The sequence below is a fragment of the Diaphorobacter sp. C33 genome, assembly GCF_030503915.1.
Lineage (GTDB): Bacteria > Pseudomonadota > Gammaproteobacteria > Burkholderiales > Burkholderiaceae_C > Diaphorobacter > Diaphorobacter nitroreducens.
Genome location: NZ_CP129980.1, coordinates 2,713,579 through 2,730,028 on the forward strand (window position 1 = coordinate 2,713,579; position 16,450 = coordinate 2,730,028).

The 16,450-nt window shown below is 69.8% G+C and carries 17 protein-coding genes; 13 read left to right on the forward strand and 4 right to left on the reverse strand.

Annotated elements, in window-relative coordinates:
- Positions 1–23 precede the first annotated feature (23 nt).
- The 4 genes from purE (at position 24) to QY917_RS12810 (ending at position 3,729) form a co-directional block, all read left to right on the forward strand.
- Complete coding sequence (gene purE / locus QY917_RS12795) at positions 24–521, forward strand: 5-(carboxyamino)imidazole ribonucleotide mutase (protein WP_047351539.1); 498 nt, start codon at positions 24–26, stop codon at positions 519–521.
- Complete coding sequence (locus QY917_RS12800; protein ID WP_123675555.1) at positions 518–1,693, forward strand: 5-(carboxyamino)imidazole ribonucleotide synthase; 1,176 nt, start codon at positions 518–520, stop codon at positions 1,691–1,693. The genes purE and QY917_RS12800 overlap by 4 nt, the downstream gene beginning before the upstream one ends.
- A gap of 11 nt (positions 1,694–1,704) precedes the next feature.
- Positions 1,705–2,703, forward strand: coding sequence for an L-threonylcarbamoyladenylate synthase (locus tag QY917_RS12805; RefSeq protein WP_123675554.1), 999 nt, complete (start codon positions 1,705–1,707; stop codon positions 2,701–2,703).
- Between the two features lie 72 nt (positions 2,704–2,775).
- Entirely contained in the window at positions 2,776–3,729 is a 954-nt protein-coding gene (locus QY917_RS12810) for an SGNH/GDSL hydrolase family protein (protein WP_123675553.1), read from the forward strand.
- Positions 3,730–3,949: 220 nt separating this feature from the next.
- Here QY917_RS12810 and QY917_RS12815 read toward each other — a convergent pair whose 3' ends face one another.
- The 3 genes from QY917_RS12815 to dacB all read right to left on the reverse strand — a co-directional run bounded on the left by QY917_RS12815 (position 3,950) and on the right by dacB (position 7,441).
- Positions 3,950–4,624: an OmpW family protein gene (locus QY917_RS12815; RefSeq protein ID WP_088888182.1), complete on the reverse strand. Its 675-nt coding sequence runs from the start codon at positions 4,622–4,624 to the stop codon at positions 3,950–3,952.
- A 34-nt stretch (positions 4,625–4,658) separates the two neighbouring features.
- Positions 4,659–5,798: an SGNH/GDSL hydrolase family protein gene (locus tag QY917_RS12820; protein ID WP_123675552.1), complete on the reverse strand. Its 1,140-nt coding sequence runs from the start codon at positions 5,796–5,798 to the stop codon at positions 4,659–4,661.
- A gap of 185 nt (positions 5,799–5,983) precedes the next feature.
- Positions 5,984–7,441 (reverse strand): D-alanyl-D-alanine carboxypeptidase/D-alanyl-D-alanine-endopeptidase, encoded by a 1,458-nt coding sequence (gene dacB / locus QY917_RS12825; RefSeq protein ID WP_302077192.1) that lies wholly within the window; start codon positions 7,439–7,441, stop codon positions 5,984–5,986.
- Between the two features lie 74 nt (positions 7,442–7,515).
- On the opposite strand from dacB, the gene tsaB reads away from it, so the two are divergent.
- From tsaB to corA, 9 genes are all read left to right on the forward strand, one after another.
- The gene (gene tsaB, locus QY917_RS12830) at positions 7,516–8,226 is read left to right on the forward strand and encodes a tRNA (adenosine(37)-N6)-threonylcarbamoyltransferase complex dimerization subunit type 1 TsaB (protein WP_123675550.1); all 711 of its coding nucleotides are present in this window, start codon (positions 7,516–7,518) and stop codon (positions 8,224–8,226) included.
- The gene (gene rimI, locus QY917_RS12835) at positions 8,223–8,699 is read left to right on the forward strand and encodes a ribosomal protein S18-alanine N-acetyltransferase (protein ID WP_123675549.1); all 477 of its coding nucleotides are present in this window, start codon (positions 8,223–8,225) and stop codon (positions 8,697–8,699) included. The genes tsaB and rimI overlap by 4 nt, the downstream gene beginning before the upstream one ends.
- Positions 8,696–9,472 (forward strand): uracil-DNA glycosylase family protein, encoded by a 777-nt coding sequence (locus QY917_RS12840; protein ID WP_123675548.1) that lies wholly within the window; start codon positions 8,696–8,698, stop codon positions 9,470–9,472. The genes rimI and QY917_RS12840 overlap by 4 nt, the downstream gene beginning before the upstream one ends.
- A 194-nt stretch (positions 9,473–9,666) precedes the next feature.
- A complete protein-coding gene (locus QY917_RS12845; RefSeq protein WP_123675547.1) occupies positions 9,667–10,161 on the forward strand; it encodes a 4Fe-4S dicluster domain-containing protein in 495 nt (164 codons plus the stop codon).
- A gap of 40 nt (positions 10,162–10,201) precedes the next feature.
- A complete protein-coding gene (locus QY917_RS12850) occupies positions 10,202–12,049 on the forward strand; it encodes an aldehyde ferredoxin oxidoreductase family protein (RefSeq protein ID WP_015914527.1) in 1,848 nt (615 codons plus the stop codon).
- Positions 12,050–12,172: 123 nt separating this feature from the next.
- Entirely contained in the window at positions 12,173–13,465 is a 1,293-nt protein-coding gene (locus QY917_RS12855) for an NAD(P)/FAD-dependent oxidoreductase (RefSeq protein ID WP_123675546.1), read from the forward strand.
- Positions 13,466–13,549: 84 nt separating this feature from the next.
- Positions 13,550–13,804: a MoaD/ThiS family protein gene (locus QY917_RS12860; protein ID WP_088888175.1), complete on the forward strand. Its 255-nt coding sequence runs from the start codon at positions 13,550–13,552 to the stop codon at positions 13,802–13,804.
- Positions 13,805–13,833: 29 nt separating this feature from the next.
- Positions 13,834–14,133, forward strand: a complete 300-nt coding sequence (locus tag QY917_RS12865) for a hypothetical protein (RefSeq protein WP_228403640.1) — start codon at positions 13,834–13,836, stop codon at positions 14,131–14,133.
- Between the two features lie 231 nt (positions 14,134–14,364).
- The gene (gene corA / locus QY917_RS12870; RefSeq protein ID WP_015914531.1) at positions 14,365–15,351 is read left to right on the forward strand and encodes a magnesium/cobalt transporter CorA; all 987 of its coding nucleotides are present in this window, start codon (positions 14,365–14,367) and stop codon (positions 15,349–15,351) included.
- Between the two features lie 213 nt (positions 15,352–15,564).
- Here the strand turns inward: corA and QY917_RS12875 are convergent, their stop codons facing one another.
- On the reverse strand, positions 15,565–16,320 hold the full coding sequence (locus QY917_RS12875; RefSeq protein WP_123675545.1) for a 5'-methylthioadenosine/adenosylhomocysteine nucleosidase: 756 nt from the start codon (positions 16,318–16,320) through the stop codon (positions 15,565–15,567).
- Positions 16,321–16,450 lie beyond the last annotated feature (130 nt).

A 16,450-nucleotide genomic window follows, 5' to 3' on the forward strand; every position in this document is an offset into this window, starting at 1 on the left:
GAGCGCACCGCGCGCACCCCCACATGAACCCCATCCAGATCGGCGTGGTCATGGGCTCCAGCAGCGACTGGGAGACCATGCAGCACGCAGTTGCCATCCTCCAGCAATTCGGCATCGCGCACGAGGCGCAGGTGGTCTCCGCCCACCGCATGCCCGACGACATGTTCCGCTACGCCGAGGCCGCGGCCGGCCGGGGCCTGAAGGCCATCATCGCGGGCGCCGGCGGCGCCGCGCACCTGCCCGGCATGATCGCCGCCAAGACCACCGTGCCGGTGCTGGGCGTGCCGGTCGCCAGCCGCCACCTGCAGGGTGTGGACTCGCTGCACTCCATCGTGCAGATGCCCAAGGGCGTGCCCGTGGCCACGTTCGCCATCGGCGCGGCCGGCGCGGCCAACGCGGCGCTGTTCGCCGTGGCGCTACTGGCCAACGAGAACCCGGCGCTGCGCGAGCAGCTGGACGCCTTCCGCGCCGAGCAGACCGCCGCCGCCCGCGCCATGACGCTGCCGCCGGTGTCCGCATGAACGAGCGTCAGACCGTGATCTTGCCCGGCGCCACGCTGGGCGTGCTGGGCGGCGGGCAGCTGGGGCGCATGTTCGTACACGCCGCCCAGGCCATGGGCTACTTCACCGCGGTGCTGGACGAGGACGCGGCCAGCCCCGCCGGCCTGGTGAGCCACCACCACATCCGCACCGGCTACGAAGACCCGCAGGGCCTGGCCATGCTGGCCCGCGCCTGCGACGCCGTGACCACCGAGTTTGAAAACGTGCCCGCCGCCGCGCTGGACACCCTGGCGCGCAGCCTGCCGGTGTCGCCCGCCGGCAGCGCCGTGGCCATCGCCCAGGACCGCGCGCGCGAAAAGGCGCACTTCGTGCAGTGCGGCGTGCCCGTGGCGCCGCATGCAGTGATCGAAACCGCCGCGCAGCTCGCCGCCGTTACCGCTGATCTGCTGCCGGGCATTCTGAAAACCGCCCGCATGGGCTACGACGGCAAGGGCCAGGTGCGCGTGGCCACGCCCGCCGAGTTGGCCGGCGCCTGGGAGCAACTGGGCCGCGTGCCCTGCATGCTGGAAAAGATGCTGCCGCTGGCGCACGAGTGCTCCGTCATCGTCGCGCGCGGGCGTGACGGCACCGTGGTGCACCTGCCCGTGCAGCGCAACCTGCACCGGGACGGCATCCTGGCCGTGACCGAGGTCTACGAAGGAAATCTGCCTCCAGCGCAGACCAGTCAAGCGCTGGCAGCTGCAAAATCAGTAGCAAACGGTCTGAACTACGTGGGCGTGCTGTGCGTGGAGTTCTTCGTGCTGCAGGACGGCACGTTGGTGGTCAACGAGATCGCCCCGCGCCCGCACAACAGCGGCCACTACAGCCAGAACGCGTGCGACGTCTCGCAGTTCGAGCTGCAGGTGCGCTGCATGACCGGCCTGCCGCTGGTCCAGCCGCGCCTGCACAGCCCCGCCATCATGCTCAATCTGCTGGGCGACCTGTGGTTCACGGGGGACCAGCCCGTGGCGCCGACTCCCCCCGCGTGGGATGCGGTGCTGGCCCTGCCGGGCTGCCACCTGCACCTGTACGGCAAGGTGGAGGCCAAGCGCGGCCGCAAGATGGGCCACCTGAACATCACCGGCACCACGCCCGAGGCGGTGCGCACCACGGCGCTGCAGGCGGCGGCCCTCCTCGGCATCGCGCCGTTCTGAACGAGGCCCGCATGATTCTGGATGGAAGCCTGGACGCCTCGGTGCAGGCCGCCGCGCAGGCCCTGGCGCGCGGCGAACTGCTGGGCCTGCCCACCGAGACGGTGTACGGCCTGGCGGCCGACGCCGACAACGACGCGGCCGTGGCGCAGATCTTTGCCGCCAAGGGACGCCCTGCCAGCCACCCGCTGATCGTGCACGTGGCCGACGCCGCGGCCATCACCCGCTACGCCAAGGAAGTGCCGCTGTTCGCGCAGCAACTCATCGACGCCTTCTGGCCCGGCCCGCTCACGCTCATCCTGCCGCGCCTGGCCCACGCCGCCGTGGCCTCCACGGGCGGGCAGGACAGCGTGGGCCTGCGCTGCCCCGCGCACCCCGTGGCCCATGCGGTGCTGCAAGCCTGTCAGCGGCTGGAGCCCCCCGTGTGGGGCGTGGCCGCGCCCAGCGCCAACCATTTCGGCCGCGTGAGCCCGACCACCGCACAGCATGTGGCCGAGGAATTCGGCGACGGCCTGCTGGTGCTGGACGGCGGCGCCTGCACCGTCGGCATCGAATCCACCATCATCGACTGCACGCGCGGCGTGCCCGTGCTGCTGCGCCCCGGCGCCATCTCGCGCGAGGACGTGCAGCGCGCCTGCGGCCAACGACCGCTATCGAAAGAAGAGCTTCCAGCACTGACCCCGCGGGCTTCAGGCACACTTTTAGCCCATTACGCCCCAACGGCGCGCGTGCGCCTGATGGACGCCAAGCAACTGCAGGCCGGACTGGATGTGCTGGGGGCGGACGCGGCCCACATCGCCGTGTATGCACGCGCGCCGCTGCGCGCGGCGTCGTCGAAGATCCTTGTGCGGCGCATGCCCGATGACGCCGCCGCCACCGCGCAGCAGCTGTTCGCCGCGCTGCGCGGCTTCGACGAGGCCGGAGTGAAGCTGATCTGGATCGAAACGCCGCCCGATGCGCCCGCATGGGAAGGCGTGCGCGACCGCCTGCAGCGCGCCGCGGCCGCGGGCTGACGCGCCTACATCAAGCTACAAGCCTTGTCCGCACCCTCGTTACACTCTCGCCCACTTCAATCGGAGAAATACATGGCAGCAAATTGGATGCGCCGCACTTTCGTGGCCGCCGCCTGTGCATCGGCCGCGCTGCTCGCGGCCTGCGGTTCCAGCAGCACTGAATCGGCAATCTCGCCCCAGCGCTTCATCGCCTTCGGCGACGGCCTGGCCGACGTGGGCCAGAAGGGCTCCAGCTACACGATCAACGACGGCAGCATCAACAACTGGATGCTGCGCATCTCCTCCAACTACGGCGGCACCTTGAAGCCCGTGTCGGCAGGCGGCTTGAGCTACGCGCAGGGCAATGCCCGCGTGACGGCCACCCCCGACGCCGCAGGCAACGCCGCCACCCCCACGGTCACGCAGCAGATCGACCAGTTCCTGGCTGCCAACAAGTTTGCCGACACCGATCTGGTGATGCTGAGCGCCGGCGGGAGCGACATCATCGCCGGCATGGCCGCGGTGCAGGCCGGAACGCTCACCGAAGAACAGTACGTGGCTGCCGCTGGCAAGGCAGGCCAGGAGCTGGCCGCGCAAGTGCGCCGCCTGTCGGACGCGGGCGCCAAGCACATCCTGATGACCGGCACCTACGACCTGAGCCGCACACCCTGGGCCAAGGCCATCAAGAAGGAAAGCCTCATCAGCAGCGCCAGCCGCCGCTTCAATGACGACCTGCTGGTCAACATCGTGGACATGGGCAAGACCGTGCTCTACGTGGACGTGGCCTACTACGTGAACCTGTTCGAGGGCTCGCCCGGCGGGTACGGCTTCACCGACAGCAGCACACCCGTGTGCACGTCGGTGGACACAGGCCCGGGCATCGGCATCGGCGCGGGCGAGGTGAACTCCGCGCTGTGCACCACCGCCACGCTGCTGCCCAACGCCAACCCGGACCGCTTCCTGTTCGCCGACAAGGTGTACATCACTCCGGCCGCGCACCGCGAATTCGGCAACTACGCCTACGACCGCCTGCGCAACCGCTGGTAAGCAAGCACGCCGCCCGCGGGGCACCCGCCGGCGGCCACACCGGTGCTGCGCCGGCCCAGCCACAGGGGCGCATCCGCCCCCGTTCGCTCCCCTGATCGTCAGAGCCCCCAAAAAAAGAGGCCAGCTCCGCAAGGAGCCGGCCTTTCAAGCCTCGGAGACGAAAACCTGGGGCACTTCGCGCACCCCGCGGCGCGCCCCTCCCTCGGCGCCTGGGGCGCTCTCAGAACCGGTAGCCCACCCCCACCGCCACCACGTTGGGGTTCAGCCGCATGCCGATGCTCTGGCCGCTGGACAAGTGGGCCGTGGTCTTGAGGAAGCTCTTGTAGTACGCGACGTCCAGGAACCAGCGCTCGCTGAAGTTCCAGACAAAACCCACCTGCGCCGTGAAGCCCCATTTGTTGTCGATGTGGGCCGTGGTGGGGTTGGCGGGCGAGCCGCCCGTGACGGCCGTCAGCGCCGCCGTGCTGCGGTTCTTGAAGAACTTGCTGTAGGTCACGCCCAAGCCCAGGTACGGCCGCAGCGCGGCCTGGGCCTCGCCGAAGCGGTACTGCGCGAACAGCGTAGCCGGCACCACCTTCGTCTGGCCGAGCTTGCCCACGCCGGCGATCGCGCCGTCGCCGTAGAACGAATGCTGGAACGGCAGGCCCACGGGCAAGTCCAGCGCCCAATGGTCGGTGAGCATGTAGTTGATGCCGCCTGTGAGTGCCGTGTCCGCACCCACGTCCACATGGGTGTGGGGAAAGCTCGGCTCGCTCAGGTCGCCGCTTTTGGTCTGCGGCATGATGCGTGTGAAGCCCGCGCGCACACTGAACGTACCGGCCTGCTGGGCCTGGGCCGCAGCGCACGCGGCGGCCAGGGCCAGCACGCAGCCGGCCCGCAAGAATTGCTGTGTCATGGATCGGTTGTGAGAAATGTCTGCGCAAAAGCGCTCAGAGCCAGCCCGCCTGGGACAGCGAACGCGACACCAGTTGCCCCATCAGCTGGTGGCCGAAGGGCGTGGGGTGGAAGCTGTCGGCAAAGCCGTAGCTCTTCCACCAATCGGCCCCGCCGGTGGCGCCGGCCGGCGGCGTCATGGCCGACAGCGCGGCCGCCGTGCAGGTGGCGAAGCTGTAGGTGGGCAGGCCGTCGCTGCCCACGCCGGTAGCGGGGCAGGCCGGCGTGGTCACGTTGGTGTAGGCGTACTGCGCGGGATGCTCGGCCTGGTCCTTGAACGAGGCATAGAAGTCCACCACGGTGAGACGCCCATCGCCCGCCAGCGCCGCGGCCAGCTTGGCGTTGAAGGCCTGCACCCAGCCATCGAACAGCGTCTGCGCCTGGGCCGCGGCCGCCGCGCCGTTGGCGGCGGAAATGGATGCCAGCACCATGCGGAACTTGGGCGTGAGCGTCACGCCGGGCATGTTCAGCACGGCCACGCGCGTCGCGCCCTTGTCCAGCGTCTGCGCCTTGATCGTGGCCGCGAACTGGGTGGCCAGCGCCTGCATATAGGCGCCGCCTGCCTGGGCCATGCCGGTGGCGCCGCCCGCGAGCAGACTGTTCACCGTGGCGGCGTCCAGTACCGTGCCCAGCAGGGCCGCGTAGGCCTTGCCGCCGTCCCTTGAAGCCCCCAGGTAGGCGCCGATCAGGTCGGCCGCATCGTTGCCGCCACCGTCGATGAGCACCAGGTCACCCGTGGCATAGCCGGCGGCGCCCGCATCCTTGAGCTGTTGGAGGATGGACACGGGCGAGGTGGGCGCCGTGAAGTTGTTGATGCGCCCGCCGCCTACCGCGTAGTTGGTGCAGTCGGCCTTGGCGCTGAAGCTGCCCCCCGCGGACACATAGTGCGGGCACAGCGTGCGGCCATAACTGGCGGCCACGCGCTCGGGCCAGATGGCCGTGGAGCCCGCGCCCGTAGGGGCCGTGCCCTGGACCGTGAACTTCAGCCCGAAGGTGCCGCTGTCCGCCAGGCTGTCGCCCATCACCTTGACTGCGGTGACCGCCGTGGCGGGCGTGGTGTCGGCGCCGCCGCCCCCGCAGGCCGCCAGAACAGCGGCGGAAACGGCAACGGCTACCCACTGCATGCGTGGTTTCATCAGGAACTCCTGTTATGAATAGAACGAACGTTCGTTTTTTTCAGGGATATTACCGATGAAGCGCGACAGGCCGTCTGCGGGTAAATACCAACATCGGAGGCATCCCGCCGCGCCGCGCGGGCAGCACGACACGTCTGCCGGTGGGCTGGCCCGGGCGTTCGATGGCGGACGGCGGCTGCGCCGCCTCAGCGGTCGCTCGCGGCCCAGTCCACCAGCGCGTCCAGGGCCGGTCGTGCCGCGGAGGCATTTGGGTGGTTGACGAAGCCCACCAGCACATAGCGCCGGCCGCTCGCGGCATGCACATAGCCGGCCAGCGCCACCACGTCGCGCAGCGCACCCGTCTTGAGGTGCGCGAAGCCCGCAGCCTGGCCCTGGCGGCGGCGCAGCGTCCCGTCCACCCCGGCAATGGGCAGCGATGCCATGAATTCCGGCATCACCGGCGACGCCCAGGCGTGCTGCAGCATGCGCGCAAGCGCCCGCGCGCTCACGCGCGCCTCGCGGCTCAAGCCGGCGCCGTTGTCCACCACCGGCATCTCGGCGGCGCCCAGGCGCTGGCGCCACCACTGTGCGAGCACGCTGCGCGCCTGGTCGAAGCTGCCTGCGCCGGCTTTTTGCAGCCCCAGCGTCAAAAACACCTGCTGCGTCATGACGTTGTTGCTGTACTTGTTGATGTCGCGCACCACCTCCGACAACGGCGGCGAGGTACTGCCGAATGCCGACGCCAGCCCCGCGGGCACCTTGCCGTCGCGCACGCGGCCGGTGAGCTTGCCGCCCAGTTCGCGCCACATGCCTTCCACCGCGCGCGCCGCATAGCCGCCCGGGTCGGCCGGTGCGATGGACCACTCGCGTTCGCCGCAGGCCGCCGGGTACACGCCCTGGAAGGCGATGCGCGCAGGGTCCGCGAAATCCGCCCGCAGCCCTGCACGCCAATCGCCGCAGGCCGCGCCCTGCGCCGCCAGCGGCACGGTGGCGGGCAGTTCCACCTGGGCCTGCGGCGGCTCATAGCGCAGCCGCGCCACGCCGGCCGCCAGATCCGGCACGAAGCCGATGGACACCGCCTTGTAGTTGAGCAGCAGCGCGTCGGGCGCGGCGTTGTAGGGGCGCCAGGGCTCGCCGTCGAACAGCGCCGGATCGTGCGCCGGCAGCGCGAAGGCGCTGCGGTCCAGCACGATGTCGCCCAGGATCACCTCGACCCCCATCGCACGCAGGCGGCGCATGAGCAGCCACAGGCGCTCCACCACCAGCTTGGGGTCGCCCTGCCCCTTGATGTACACGTTGCCGCGCAGGCTGCCGCCCTGGGGCCCGGCGTCCAGGTACACGGGCGTGTCCCAGGTGAATGCCGGCCCCAGCAGGTCCAGCGCCGCATACGTCGTGACCAGCTTCATGACCGAGGCCGGGTTGGCGGGCGCATCGGCGCGGTGGGCCAGGCGCGGCTGGCGCCCCTCGACCTCCACCACCAAGGCGGAGAGTGCTTCGCGCGGCACCTTGGCGCGCTGCAGCGCGGCCTCGACGGAAGGGGGCAAGGCCGATGCATCGGCGGGCACAGGCTGGGCGCCCGCCCAGGGCGTCAGGAAGGCCAGGGCCAGCGCCCACCCGGCCGCACAGCGCAGGCGGCGGGCCTGCCCAAGGAAAGAAAACGACATGGCGGCGAGTTTAGGGGGCGCCATGGCCGCCCGCCCCGCCATGGCTTGGCGCGCAGCCGATAATCACGCCCTCCATGAACCTGCTTGCCTTCGACACCAGTACCGACGCGCTGTCCATCGCCGTGCAACACGGCGCGCGCGTGTGGCAGCACAGCGGCGCCGGCGGCGCACAGGCCTCGGCCACGCTGATCCCGGCCATCCGCGACTTGCTGGCGCAGGCCGGACTGTCGTTCGATCAGCTGGACGCCGTGGTGTTCGGGCGCGGCCCGGGCTCGTTCACGGGGCTGCGCACCGCGTGCGCGGTGGCCCAGGGCCTGGCCTTTGGCGCGCGCGGCGGGCAAGGCGTGCCCGTGCTGCCGGTGGACACGCTGCTCGCCGTGGCCGAAGAGGCCCGCGCGCAGCACGGCTGCACGCGGGTGGTGGCGACGCTGGACGCCCGCATGAACGAGGTCTACGCGGCACCCTTTGAGTGGCAGGCCGACGGCCGCTGGCAGGTGCCGCAGGACTTCCAGCTGCTGGCGCCCGAGGCCCTGGCCGTGCCGGATGGCTGGACGGTCGCCGGCAATGCCCGCGCCGCCTACGGCGAGCGCCTCGCGCCGCAGGCCCCGCACATGCACGCCCTGCCTACGGCGGCGGCCCTGCTGCGGCTGGCACCGGCGCTGCTGGCGGCGGGCGCGGGCGTGGCTGCCGACGCAGCGCTGCCGCGCTACATCCGCGATAAAGTGGCGCAAACCACCGCCGAGCGAGAAGCCGCCCGCCAAGCCGCGCCGGCCCCCCAGACATGAGCGCCATCGTCCAGCCCCCCCACGCCTTCGAGGCCGCCTTCGAGCCGCTGACGCCCGCGCGGCTGGATGCGCTCCTGGCCATCGAGAACAGCGCCTATAGCCATCCCTGGACACGCGGCAACTTCATCGACGCCATGGCCGCCGGCTACCAGGCCCAGCTGCTCGTGGCCGATGGACAGATCCTGGGCTACTTCGTCGCCATGCGCGGCGTGGACGAGGTGCATCTGCTCAACATCACCGTGGCGCCCGCCTTCCAGCGCCAGGGCTGGGCCCATGTGATGCTGGACACGCTGGCCGTGTGGGCGCGCGGCCAGGGCGCGCAATGGCTGTGGCTGGAGGTGCGCGCGAGCAACGAGCGCGCGCGGCGCATCTATGAAGTCCACGGCTACCGCCGTGTGGGCGAGCGCAAGCGCTACTACCCCGCCGCGGACGGCGAGCGCGAGGACGCCGTGGTGATGAGCCTGCTGCTATGAGCCTGTCCCTGGATGCGCGCCAACGCGCCATGCTGCAAGAGATGGGCGTCACCGTCTGGGCGCCGCCGCCGGCACGCCCGCTGCCGCCCCCAGTGGCCGCGCCTGCGCAAGCGGACGCGGAAGTGGCCATCGCCGCCGCCGCGCCCACGCCAGTGCTGCACGCGCAACCCACGCCAGCCGCGCCATCCGCCCCGCGCCAGCCCGCGCATGCTGCTGCCCCTGCCGCACCCGCGTCCGAGCCGCGCACGGCCGGCGCCGCGCCCACCGGCCTGCTGCTGCGCGCGCCCGTGGCGCTGTACCCGCAGGCCGACGCCCAGGCCGTTCCGCCCGAGCTGGGCGCCGGCTGGCTGGTGGTGCTGGAAAGCCCCACGCCAGCCGAGCCGCTGGCGGGCGACAGCGGCCGCCTGCTGGACAACATGCTGCGCGCCATGCGCCTGCACCGGCACCCGCGCACCTTCGTCGCCACGCTGAACCGGCACGCGCCGGGCCTGACCGCCGAGGGGTTGGAGCCCGCCGCCGGCCTGCAACAGGCGCTGCAGACGCTGCGCCCCTCCCTGGTGCTGGTGCTGGGCCTGGGCGCGGCGCGCGTGGTGCTGGGCAGCCGCGAGCCCCTGGGGCGCCTGCGCGCCACCGCGCACCACCTGCCAGACGGCACGCCCGCCGTGGTGAGCTACGACCCCGCCTACCTGCTGCGCGCACCCGATGCCAAGGCCGCCGCCTGGGCCGACCTGTGCCGCGCGCTGGCCCTGGTGCGGCGCAGCACCGCACCCTGACCCGCCGCACCCTGATCCGCCGCGACCGGACGGCCCGCCCGGCACGCGCCTGGCGGGGTACGGCGCGCACCCAATACCCGACGCGGGTTTCCCCTCTGCAAGTCCCCTCCCCTGGGCTGCCCACAATACCTATGCAAATCTTTTCATAGGCAAGGCGTCCCCTGCCCTGGGCGCCGGTACCCAAGGAGACATTCATGCAAAAGGTGTTGCACATCAACGCCGACAAGTGCACCGGCTGCCTGCAGTGCGAGATGGCCTGCTCTTTCGAGAACTACGGCGTCTACGCCACCGCCAAATCGCGCATCAAGGTGTTCGACTTCCACACCACGGGCAAGAAGGTGCCCTACACCTGCACCCAGTGCGACGAGGCCTGGTGCCTGCACGCCTGCCCGGTGGAGGCGATCACGGTGGACAAGCTGAGCGGCGCCAAGATCGTGTCCGAGTCCACCTGCGTGGGCTGCAAGGTCTGCACCATCGCCTGCCCCTTCGGCACCGTGAACTACGTGGCCGACACCGGCAAGGTGCAAAAGTGCGACCTGTGCCACGACCGCGCCGAGGGCCCGGCCTGCGTGGAGGCCTGCCCGACCACGGCCATCACCTACATCGACGCCAACTGGACCGGCCTGGAGCGCATGAAGCAATGGGCCGAGAAGCTGGGCAATCAAGCCAATCAGCCCGCTGGCGCTTGACCACCAAGCGCCAACAGCTATTAATCAAGGAGCACACATCATGTCCTGGGCTGGCAAGATTCTGCGCGTCAACCTGAGCGCGGGCACCGTTACCCCCGAGCCGCTGAACATGGACTGGGCACGCCAGTACCTGGGTTCGCGCGGCCTGGGCACCAAGTACCTGGTCAGCGAGATCGACCCCCAGGTCGACCCGCTGTCGCCGGACAACAAGATCATCTGGGCCACGGGTCCGCTCACGGGCACCATGGCCTCCACGGGCGGGCGCTATACCGTCATCACCAAGGGGCCGCTCACCGGCGCTATCGCCTGCTCCAACTCGGGCGGCTACTGGGGTGCCGAGCTGAAGATGGCCGGCTGGGACATGGTCATCTTCGAGGGCAAGTCCCCCAAGCCCGTGTACCTGTACATCAACGACGACGTGGCCGAGCTGCGCGACGCCGCCGACATCTGGGGCAAGAGCGTGTGGGAGACCGAGGAGCACCTCAAGACCACGCTGCAGGACCCGCTCACGCGCATCTCCGGCATCGGCCGCGCGGGCGAGAACCAGGTGCTGTTCGCCGCCGTGGTCAATGACCTGCACCGCGCCGCGGGCCGCTCGGGCGTGGGCGCGGTCATGGGCAGCAAGAACCTCAAGGCCATCGCCGTGCGCGGCACCAAGGGCGTGGGCAACATCCGCGACCCCAAGGCCTTCATGGCCGAGACCTTCGCGCGCAAGAAGATCCTGCACGACAACGCCGTCACCGGCCAGGGCCTGCCCACCTACGGCACGCAGGTGCTGATGAACGTGATCAACGAGGTGGGCGCCCTGCCCACGCGCAACCACCGCGACGTGCAGTTCGAAGGCGCCAAGGACATCTCCGCCGAGGCCATGGCCACGCCGCGCGCCAGCGACGGCAAGAAGCACCTGGTGACCAACCAGGCCTGCTTTGGCTGCACCATCGCCTGCGGGCGCATCAGCAAGATCGACGAGACGCACTTCACCGTGGTCAACAAGCCGCAGTACTGGGGCGCCAGCGGCGGCCTGGAATACGAGGCCGCCTGGGCCCTGGGCGCGGCCAACGGCGTGAACGACCTGGAATGCCTGCAGTACGTGAACCTGCTGTGCAACGAGCAAGGGATCGACCCCATCAGCTTCGGCGCCACCGTGGGCGCGGTGATGGAGCTGTACGAAATGGGCGTGCTCACCCGCGAGCAGATCGGCATCGAGGCACCCTTCGGCTCGGCCAAGGCGCTGGCCTTTCTGGCCGAGGAAACCATCCACGGGCGCGGCTTTGGCAAGGAGGTGGGCCAGGGTTCCAAGCGCCTGTGCACCAAGTACGGCCATCCTGATTTGTCCATGTCCTCCAAGGGCCAGGAGTTCCCCGCCTACGACGGCCGCGCCATCCAGGGCATCGGCCTGGCCTACGCCACCAGCAACCGCGGCGGCTGCCACCTGCGCGGCTACACCATCGCGTCCGAGATCCTGGGCATCCCCGTCAAGACCGAGCCTACGGCCACCGAGGGCAAGCCCGAGCTGGTCAAGGCCTTCCAGGACGCGACGGCGGCGTTTGACTCGGCCGGCGTGTGCATCTTCACCACCTTCGCCTGGAGCCTGCCCGACCTCGCCCCCCAACTGCAGGCGGCGTGCGACGAAGGCTTCACGGTGCCGGAGCTGGAGAAGATCGGCGAGCGCATCTGGAACATGGAGCGCGAGTTCAACAACGCCGCCGGCTTCACCAAGGCGGACGACAGCCTGCCCCGGCGCCTGCTGACCGAGGCGGCCAAGACCGGCGGCTCCAAGGGCACGGTGAGCCACCTGCCCGAAATGCTGCCCAAGTACTACGCCGTGCGCGGCTGGGACCCCGAAGGCCGGCCCACACCCGAGACGCGCGCGCGCCTGGGACTGTGAGGCCATCTGCCGCGGGCCACGGCAGGGGCCCGCCCGCGGCGCAAGGACAAAAGGCAAATCGGCATGCAGCGCATACCTATCCTGCGTTAGCAGCTATCAATACTGCAGCAACCGAGCATCCCTATGCACCACCTGATCCTCGGGGCCGGCCCGGCCGGCGTCATCGCCGCGGAAACCCTGCGCAAGCATGCGCCGGGCGACCGCATCACCCTCGTGGGCGACGAGGCCGAGCCGCCCTACTCGCGCATGGCCATCCCCTACCTGCTGGTGGGCGACATCGACGAGCGCGGCACCTACCTGCGCAAGCGCGCCGACCACTTCGCACAGCAGCGCATCGACCGCCTGAGCGCGCGCGCCGCGGGCGTGGATGTGCAGGCCCGCACCGTCACGCTGGAGGGTGGCGTCACGCTGGCTTTCGACCGGCTGCTCATCGCCACCGGCTCCCACCCCGTGCGCCCGCCCATCCCCGGGCTGGACCTGCCGGGCGTGCAGACCTGCTGGACGCTGGCCGACGCGCGCGCCATCGCCGCGCGCGCCCGGCCCGGCGCGCGCGTGCTGCAGATGGGCGCGGGCTTCATCGGCTGCATCATCATGGAGGCGTTGCAAAAGCGCGGCGTGCGGCTCAGCGTGGTCGAGATGGGCGACCGCATGGTCCCGCGCATGATGGGCGCGGTGGCCGGCGGCATGATCCGCGACTGGTGCGAGCGCCAGGGCGTGCAGGTGTTCACGGGCCACAAGGTCGAGCGCATCGACCGCGCACAAGGTGAAGGCGGCGGCGACGCGCTGCGCGTGCACCTGTCGGGCGGCAGGGTGCTGGATGCCGACCTCGTCATCAGCGCCACGGGCGTGCGCCCGGCCATCGGCTTTCTGGCGGGCAGTGGCATCACCTGCCTGCAGGGCGTGTTGACCGACGAGCGCATGCAGACCAACGTGCCCGGCATCTATGCCGCGGGCGACTGCGCCGAGGCGTTCGACCCCTTCACGCGCAAGACCGTGGTCAGCGCCATCCAGCCCAACGCGGCCGAGCAGGCGCGCGTGGCGGCGCTCAACATGCTGGGGCTTCCCGCGGCGCTGGCGGTGGTCACGCAGATCAACGTGCTGGACACGCTGGGGCTCATCTCCACCAGCTTCGGCAACTGGCAGGGCGTGCCCGGCGGCGAACAGGTGGCGCTGACCGACGCGGCGGCCGGCAAACACCTGAGCCTGCAGTTCGAGGGCGACCGGCTCATCGGCTGCAACTCCGTGGGCATGACGCAGCACGTGGGCGCCATGCGCGGCCTGGTGGAAGGCCAGGTGCGCCTGGGCCCCTGGAAGGAACACCTGCGCCGCGACCCCACGCGGCTGATGGAGGCCTACCTGGCCTGCGCCCAGGCGCAGGGGCACTGGAGTGGCGCGCCGGACGCGCGCCGGCGCTGAGGCCAGGGAATTTGCTATGCTAAAAGTAGCAGCGCTTACCCCACAAGTGCAAACGGCTGATTTGGCATGAAACCGGATAGGCACATGCGCATCACTTTCAAGCTCTTTGCCTCGCTCACCGACTACCTGCCGCCCGAGGTGCGCCCAGGCAACCAGATGGCGCTGGAAGTCGCCCCCACGCAGAGCATCAGCCAAATCATCGCGCCTTTCCGCCTGCCGCCGGACATGGTGCACCTGGTGCTGGTCAACGGCCGCTACATCGCCCCCGCGGCGCGCGCCACCACCACGCTGCACGAGGGCGACGCGCTCGCCATCTGGCCGCCGATCGCCGGCGGCTGAATCGCAGCCTCCTACCCTCCCCGCACCTTTTGAGCGATTGGCCTGACCACTTCACGCGCGACATGAGCTGCGCGCCCGCCGAATGGCAGCGGCTGCTGCAGCGGGCGCTGGCGGGGCACGACTGGGCCGCACAAGGCGACGCCCAGGTACGCATCGCGCTCGCGGGGGGCGCGCTCACGCTGCAGTGGGCGCCGGGGCCTGCGCGCCAGATCGCGCTGCTGCGCCTGCCCACGCTGCACCTGCACTTCGCGTTCGACGGCGTCCCGCCCGCCGAGCGCCAGGCTTTCATGCGGCACCTGGACCTGCACACGCACCGCGGCGGGGGGTGATGCGGTGCGGCGCCTTTCCCCCGAAAAGGCGCCAAGAACGTGTCATGCGGCGGTGCTTCCATTGGGGAGCGGATGCGATAATTCCCGCCTTGCACAACGTATGGAGACAGCTCCGTGGAAACCTACCCTAGTTGGTAGCTTTCAGCCTCCCGGCCCATTGACATGCCGAAGGGACTGAAAGCGCCCCCCGCCCCTTTTGCAGACGCCACAAGACAACCGGGAGAGTGAGCCATGCTCAACATCTTTACGCTCGCCAACGGCCGGCTCGTCCAGGAAGAAATCGAGTCCCTGGAAGAGTTGGCGCGCTTTCAGCCGATCTGGGTGGACCTGGAGTCCCCCACGCTGGAAGAAAAGCGCTGGATCAAGCAGCACTACGGCCTGTCCATCCCCGAAGATGCGATGGACGAGGACATCGAAGAGTCCGCGCGCTTTTACGAGGAAGACAACGGCGAGCTGCACATCCGCAGCGACTTTCTGGTGGATGTGGACGACGAGCCCGCCTCGGCCCGCGTGGCCTTCATCCTGAACCTGGTCAACGACACCCTCAAGAGCAAGGGCGTGCTGTTTTCCATCCACGACGAGGACATCCCCGTCTTTCGCCTGCTGCGCATGCGCGCACGCCGCGCGCCCGGCCTGATCGACGATGCCAAGGACGTGCTGCTGAGCCTCTTCGACACGGATGCCGAGTATTCCGCCGACACGCTGGAGGGCATCTACGACGACCTGGAAGAGGTGAGCACCCAGGTGCTGGCCGGCAACGTGACCGACGCACGCGCCGGCGAGGTGCTGGCGGCCATTGCGCGGCAGGAGGACTTGAACGGCCGCATCCGCCGCAACGTGATGGACACGCGCCGCGCGGTGAGCTTCATGATGCGCAGCCGCATGCTCAGCTCCGAGCAGTTCGAGGACGCGCGCCAGATCCTGCGCGACATCGAGTCGCTGGACAGCCACACGGCCTTCCTGTTCGACAAGATCAACTTCCTGATGGACGCCACGGTCGGTTTCATCAACATCAACCAGAACAAGATCATCAAGATCTTCTCCGTGGCCAGCGTGGCGCTGCTGCCGCCGACGCTGATCGCCAGCGTCTACGGCATGAACTTCAAGTTCATGCCCGAGCTGGACTGGCAGTACGGCTACCCCTACGTGCTGGCGCTGATGGTGGCCAGCGCGCTGGGGCCGATGCTGTACTTCCGCAAGCGGGGCTGGTTGAAATAGGGAACATCCCCCTGAGCGGCTGCGCCGCTTCCCCCTTCTCTCGCACCGCTGCGCGCTGCGGGAAGGGGGACGACGCCGGTGGCCTGGCGAAGCCCGTTCCACGGCGTCCGCTGGGGCGGCCTGCTCCGCGGCCATCGGACTGTCGAGGCGTGTGCCAGTTTTGAAGAAATTGGCCTCTAGCGCTTATATAGCAAGCGCTGATAGCTCCTGTTTTCAGAGCATCCGCACGAAGCGCTGCACGATGTGGTCCGCATAGCGGCTCGCCACGTTCTGCACGAAGTGGGCGAAGTCGACATGCGCACTGTCGTCCGCGCGGTCGGAGATGGTGCGCACCGCCGCAAACGGCAGGCCGTAGTCGCGGCAGACCTGGGCCACGGCGGCGCCTTCCATCTCCACGGCCAGCACGTCGTGGTCCGACGCCAGCAGCGCCGCGCGCAGCGCGCTGGATTCCTGCGCCGTGGAGACGAAGCGGTCGCCGCTGGCCATCAGGCCGTGGTGCACCTGCGGGGCGCGCGCAGCGTTGGGAAGATCAGCAACAAAATGGGCTCCAGCGTCCGCCAGGTAAGCGCGAGCAGCTTCCAAAAGCAGAGCATTCAGCGCCGAGTCGCAGTCCATGCGCGCACGGCCGTAGCCCGGCACTTCCCAGCGCGGGAAGATGGGCGAGGCATCAAAGTCGTGCTGCAGGTAGTCCTGCGCGACCACCACATCGCCCACTTGCACGCCCTCGCCCACGCCGCCGGCCACGCCGGTGAACACCATGCGCGCCACGCCAAAGCGCTCGGCCAGCGCTGCGGCCGTGGTGGCCGCCGCCACCTTGCCAATGCCCGACAGTGCCAGCACCACGGGCTGCCCATGCAGGTGGCCGCGCCAGAAGACGCGGCCCGCATGCTGCAGTTGCTCAGGTTGCTGCAGGGCGTGCATGAGGCCGCCCTGCTCTTCGGGCAGGGCGCTGAGGATGGCAGTGGTCATGAGGGCGAGGGCCGGGCGTAAAAAAGCCGGGATTATCCCGGCTGGGGGAATGTACGAACGTGTTCACGAGCTTTTCATGGAGCCCGTTGCCCCGCCAAAGCGGCGGATGCAAGGCGCAAAGCGCAGCCGG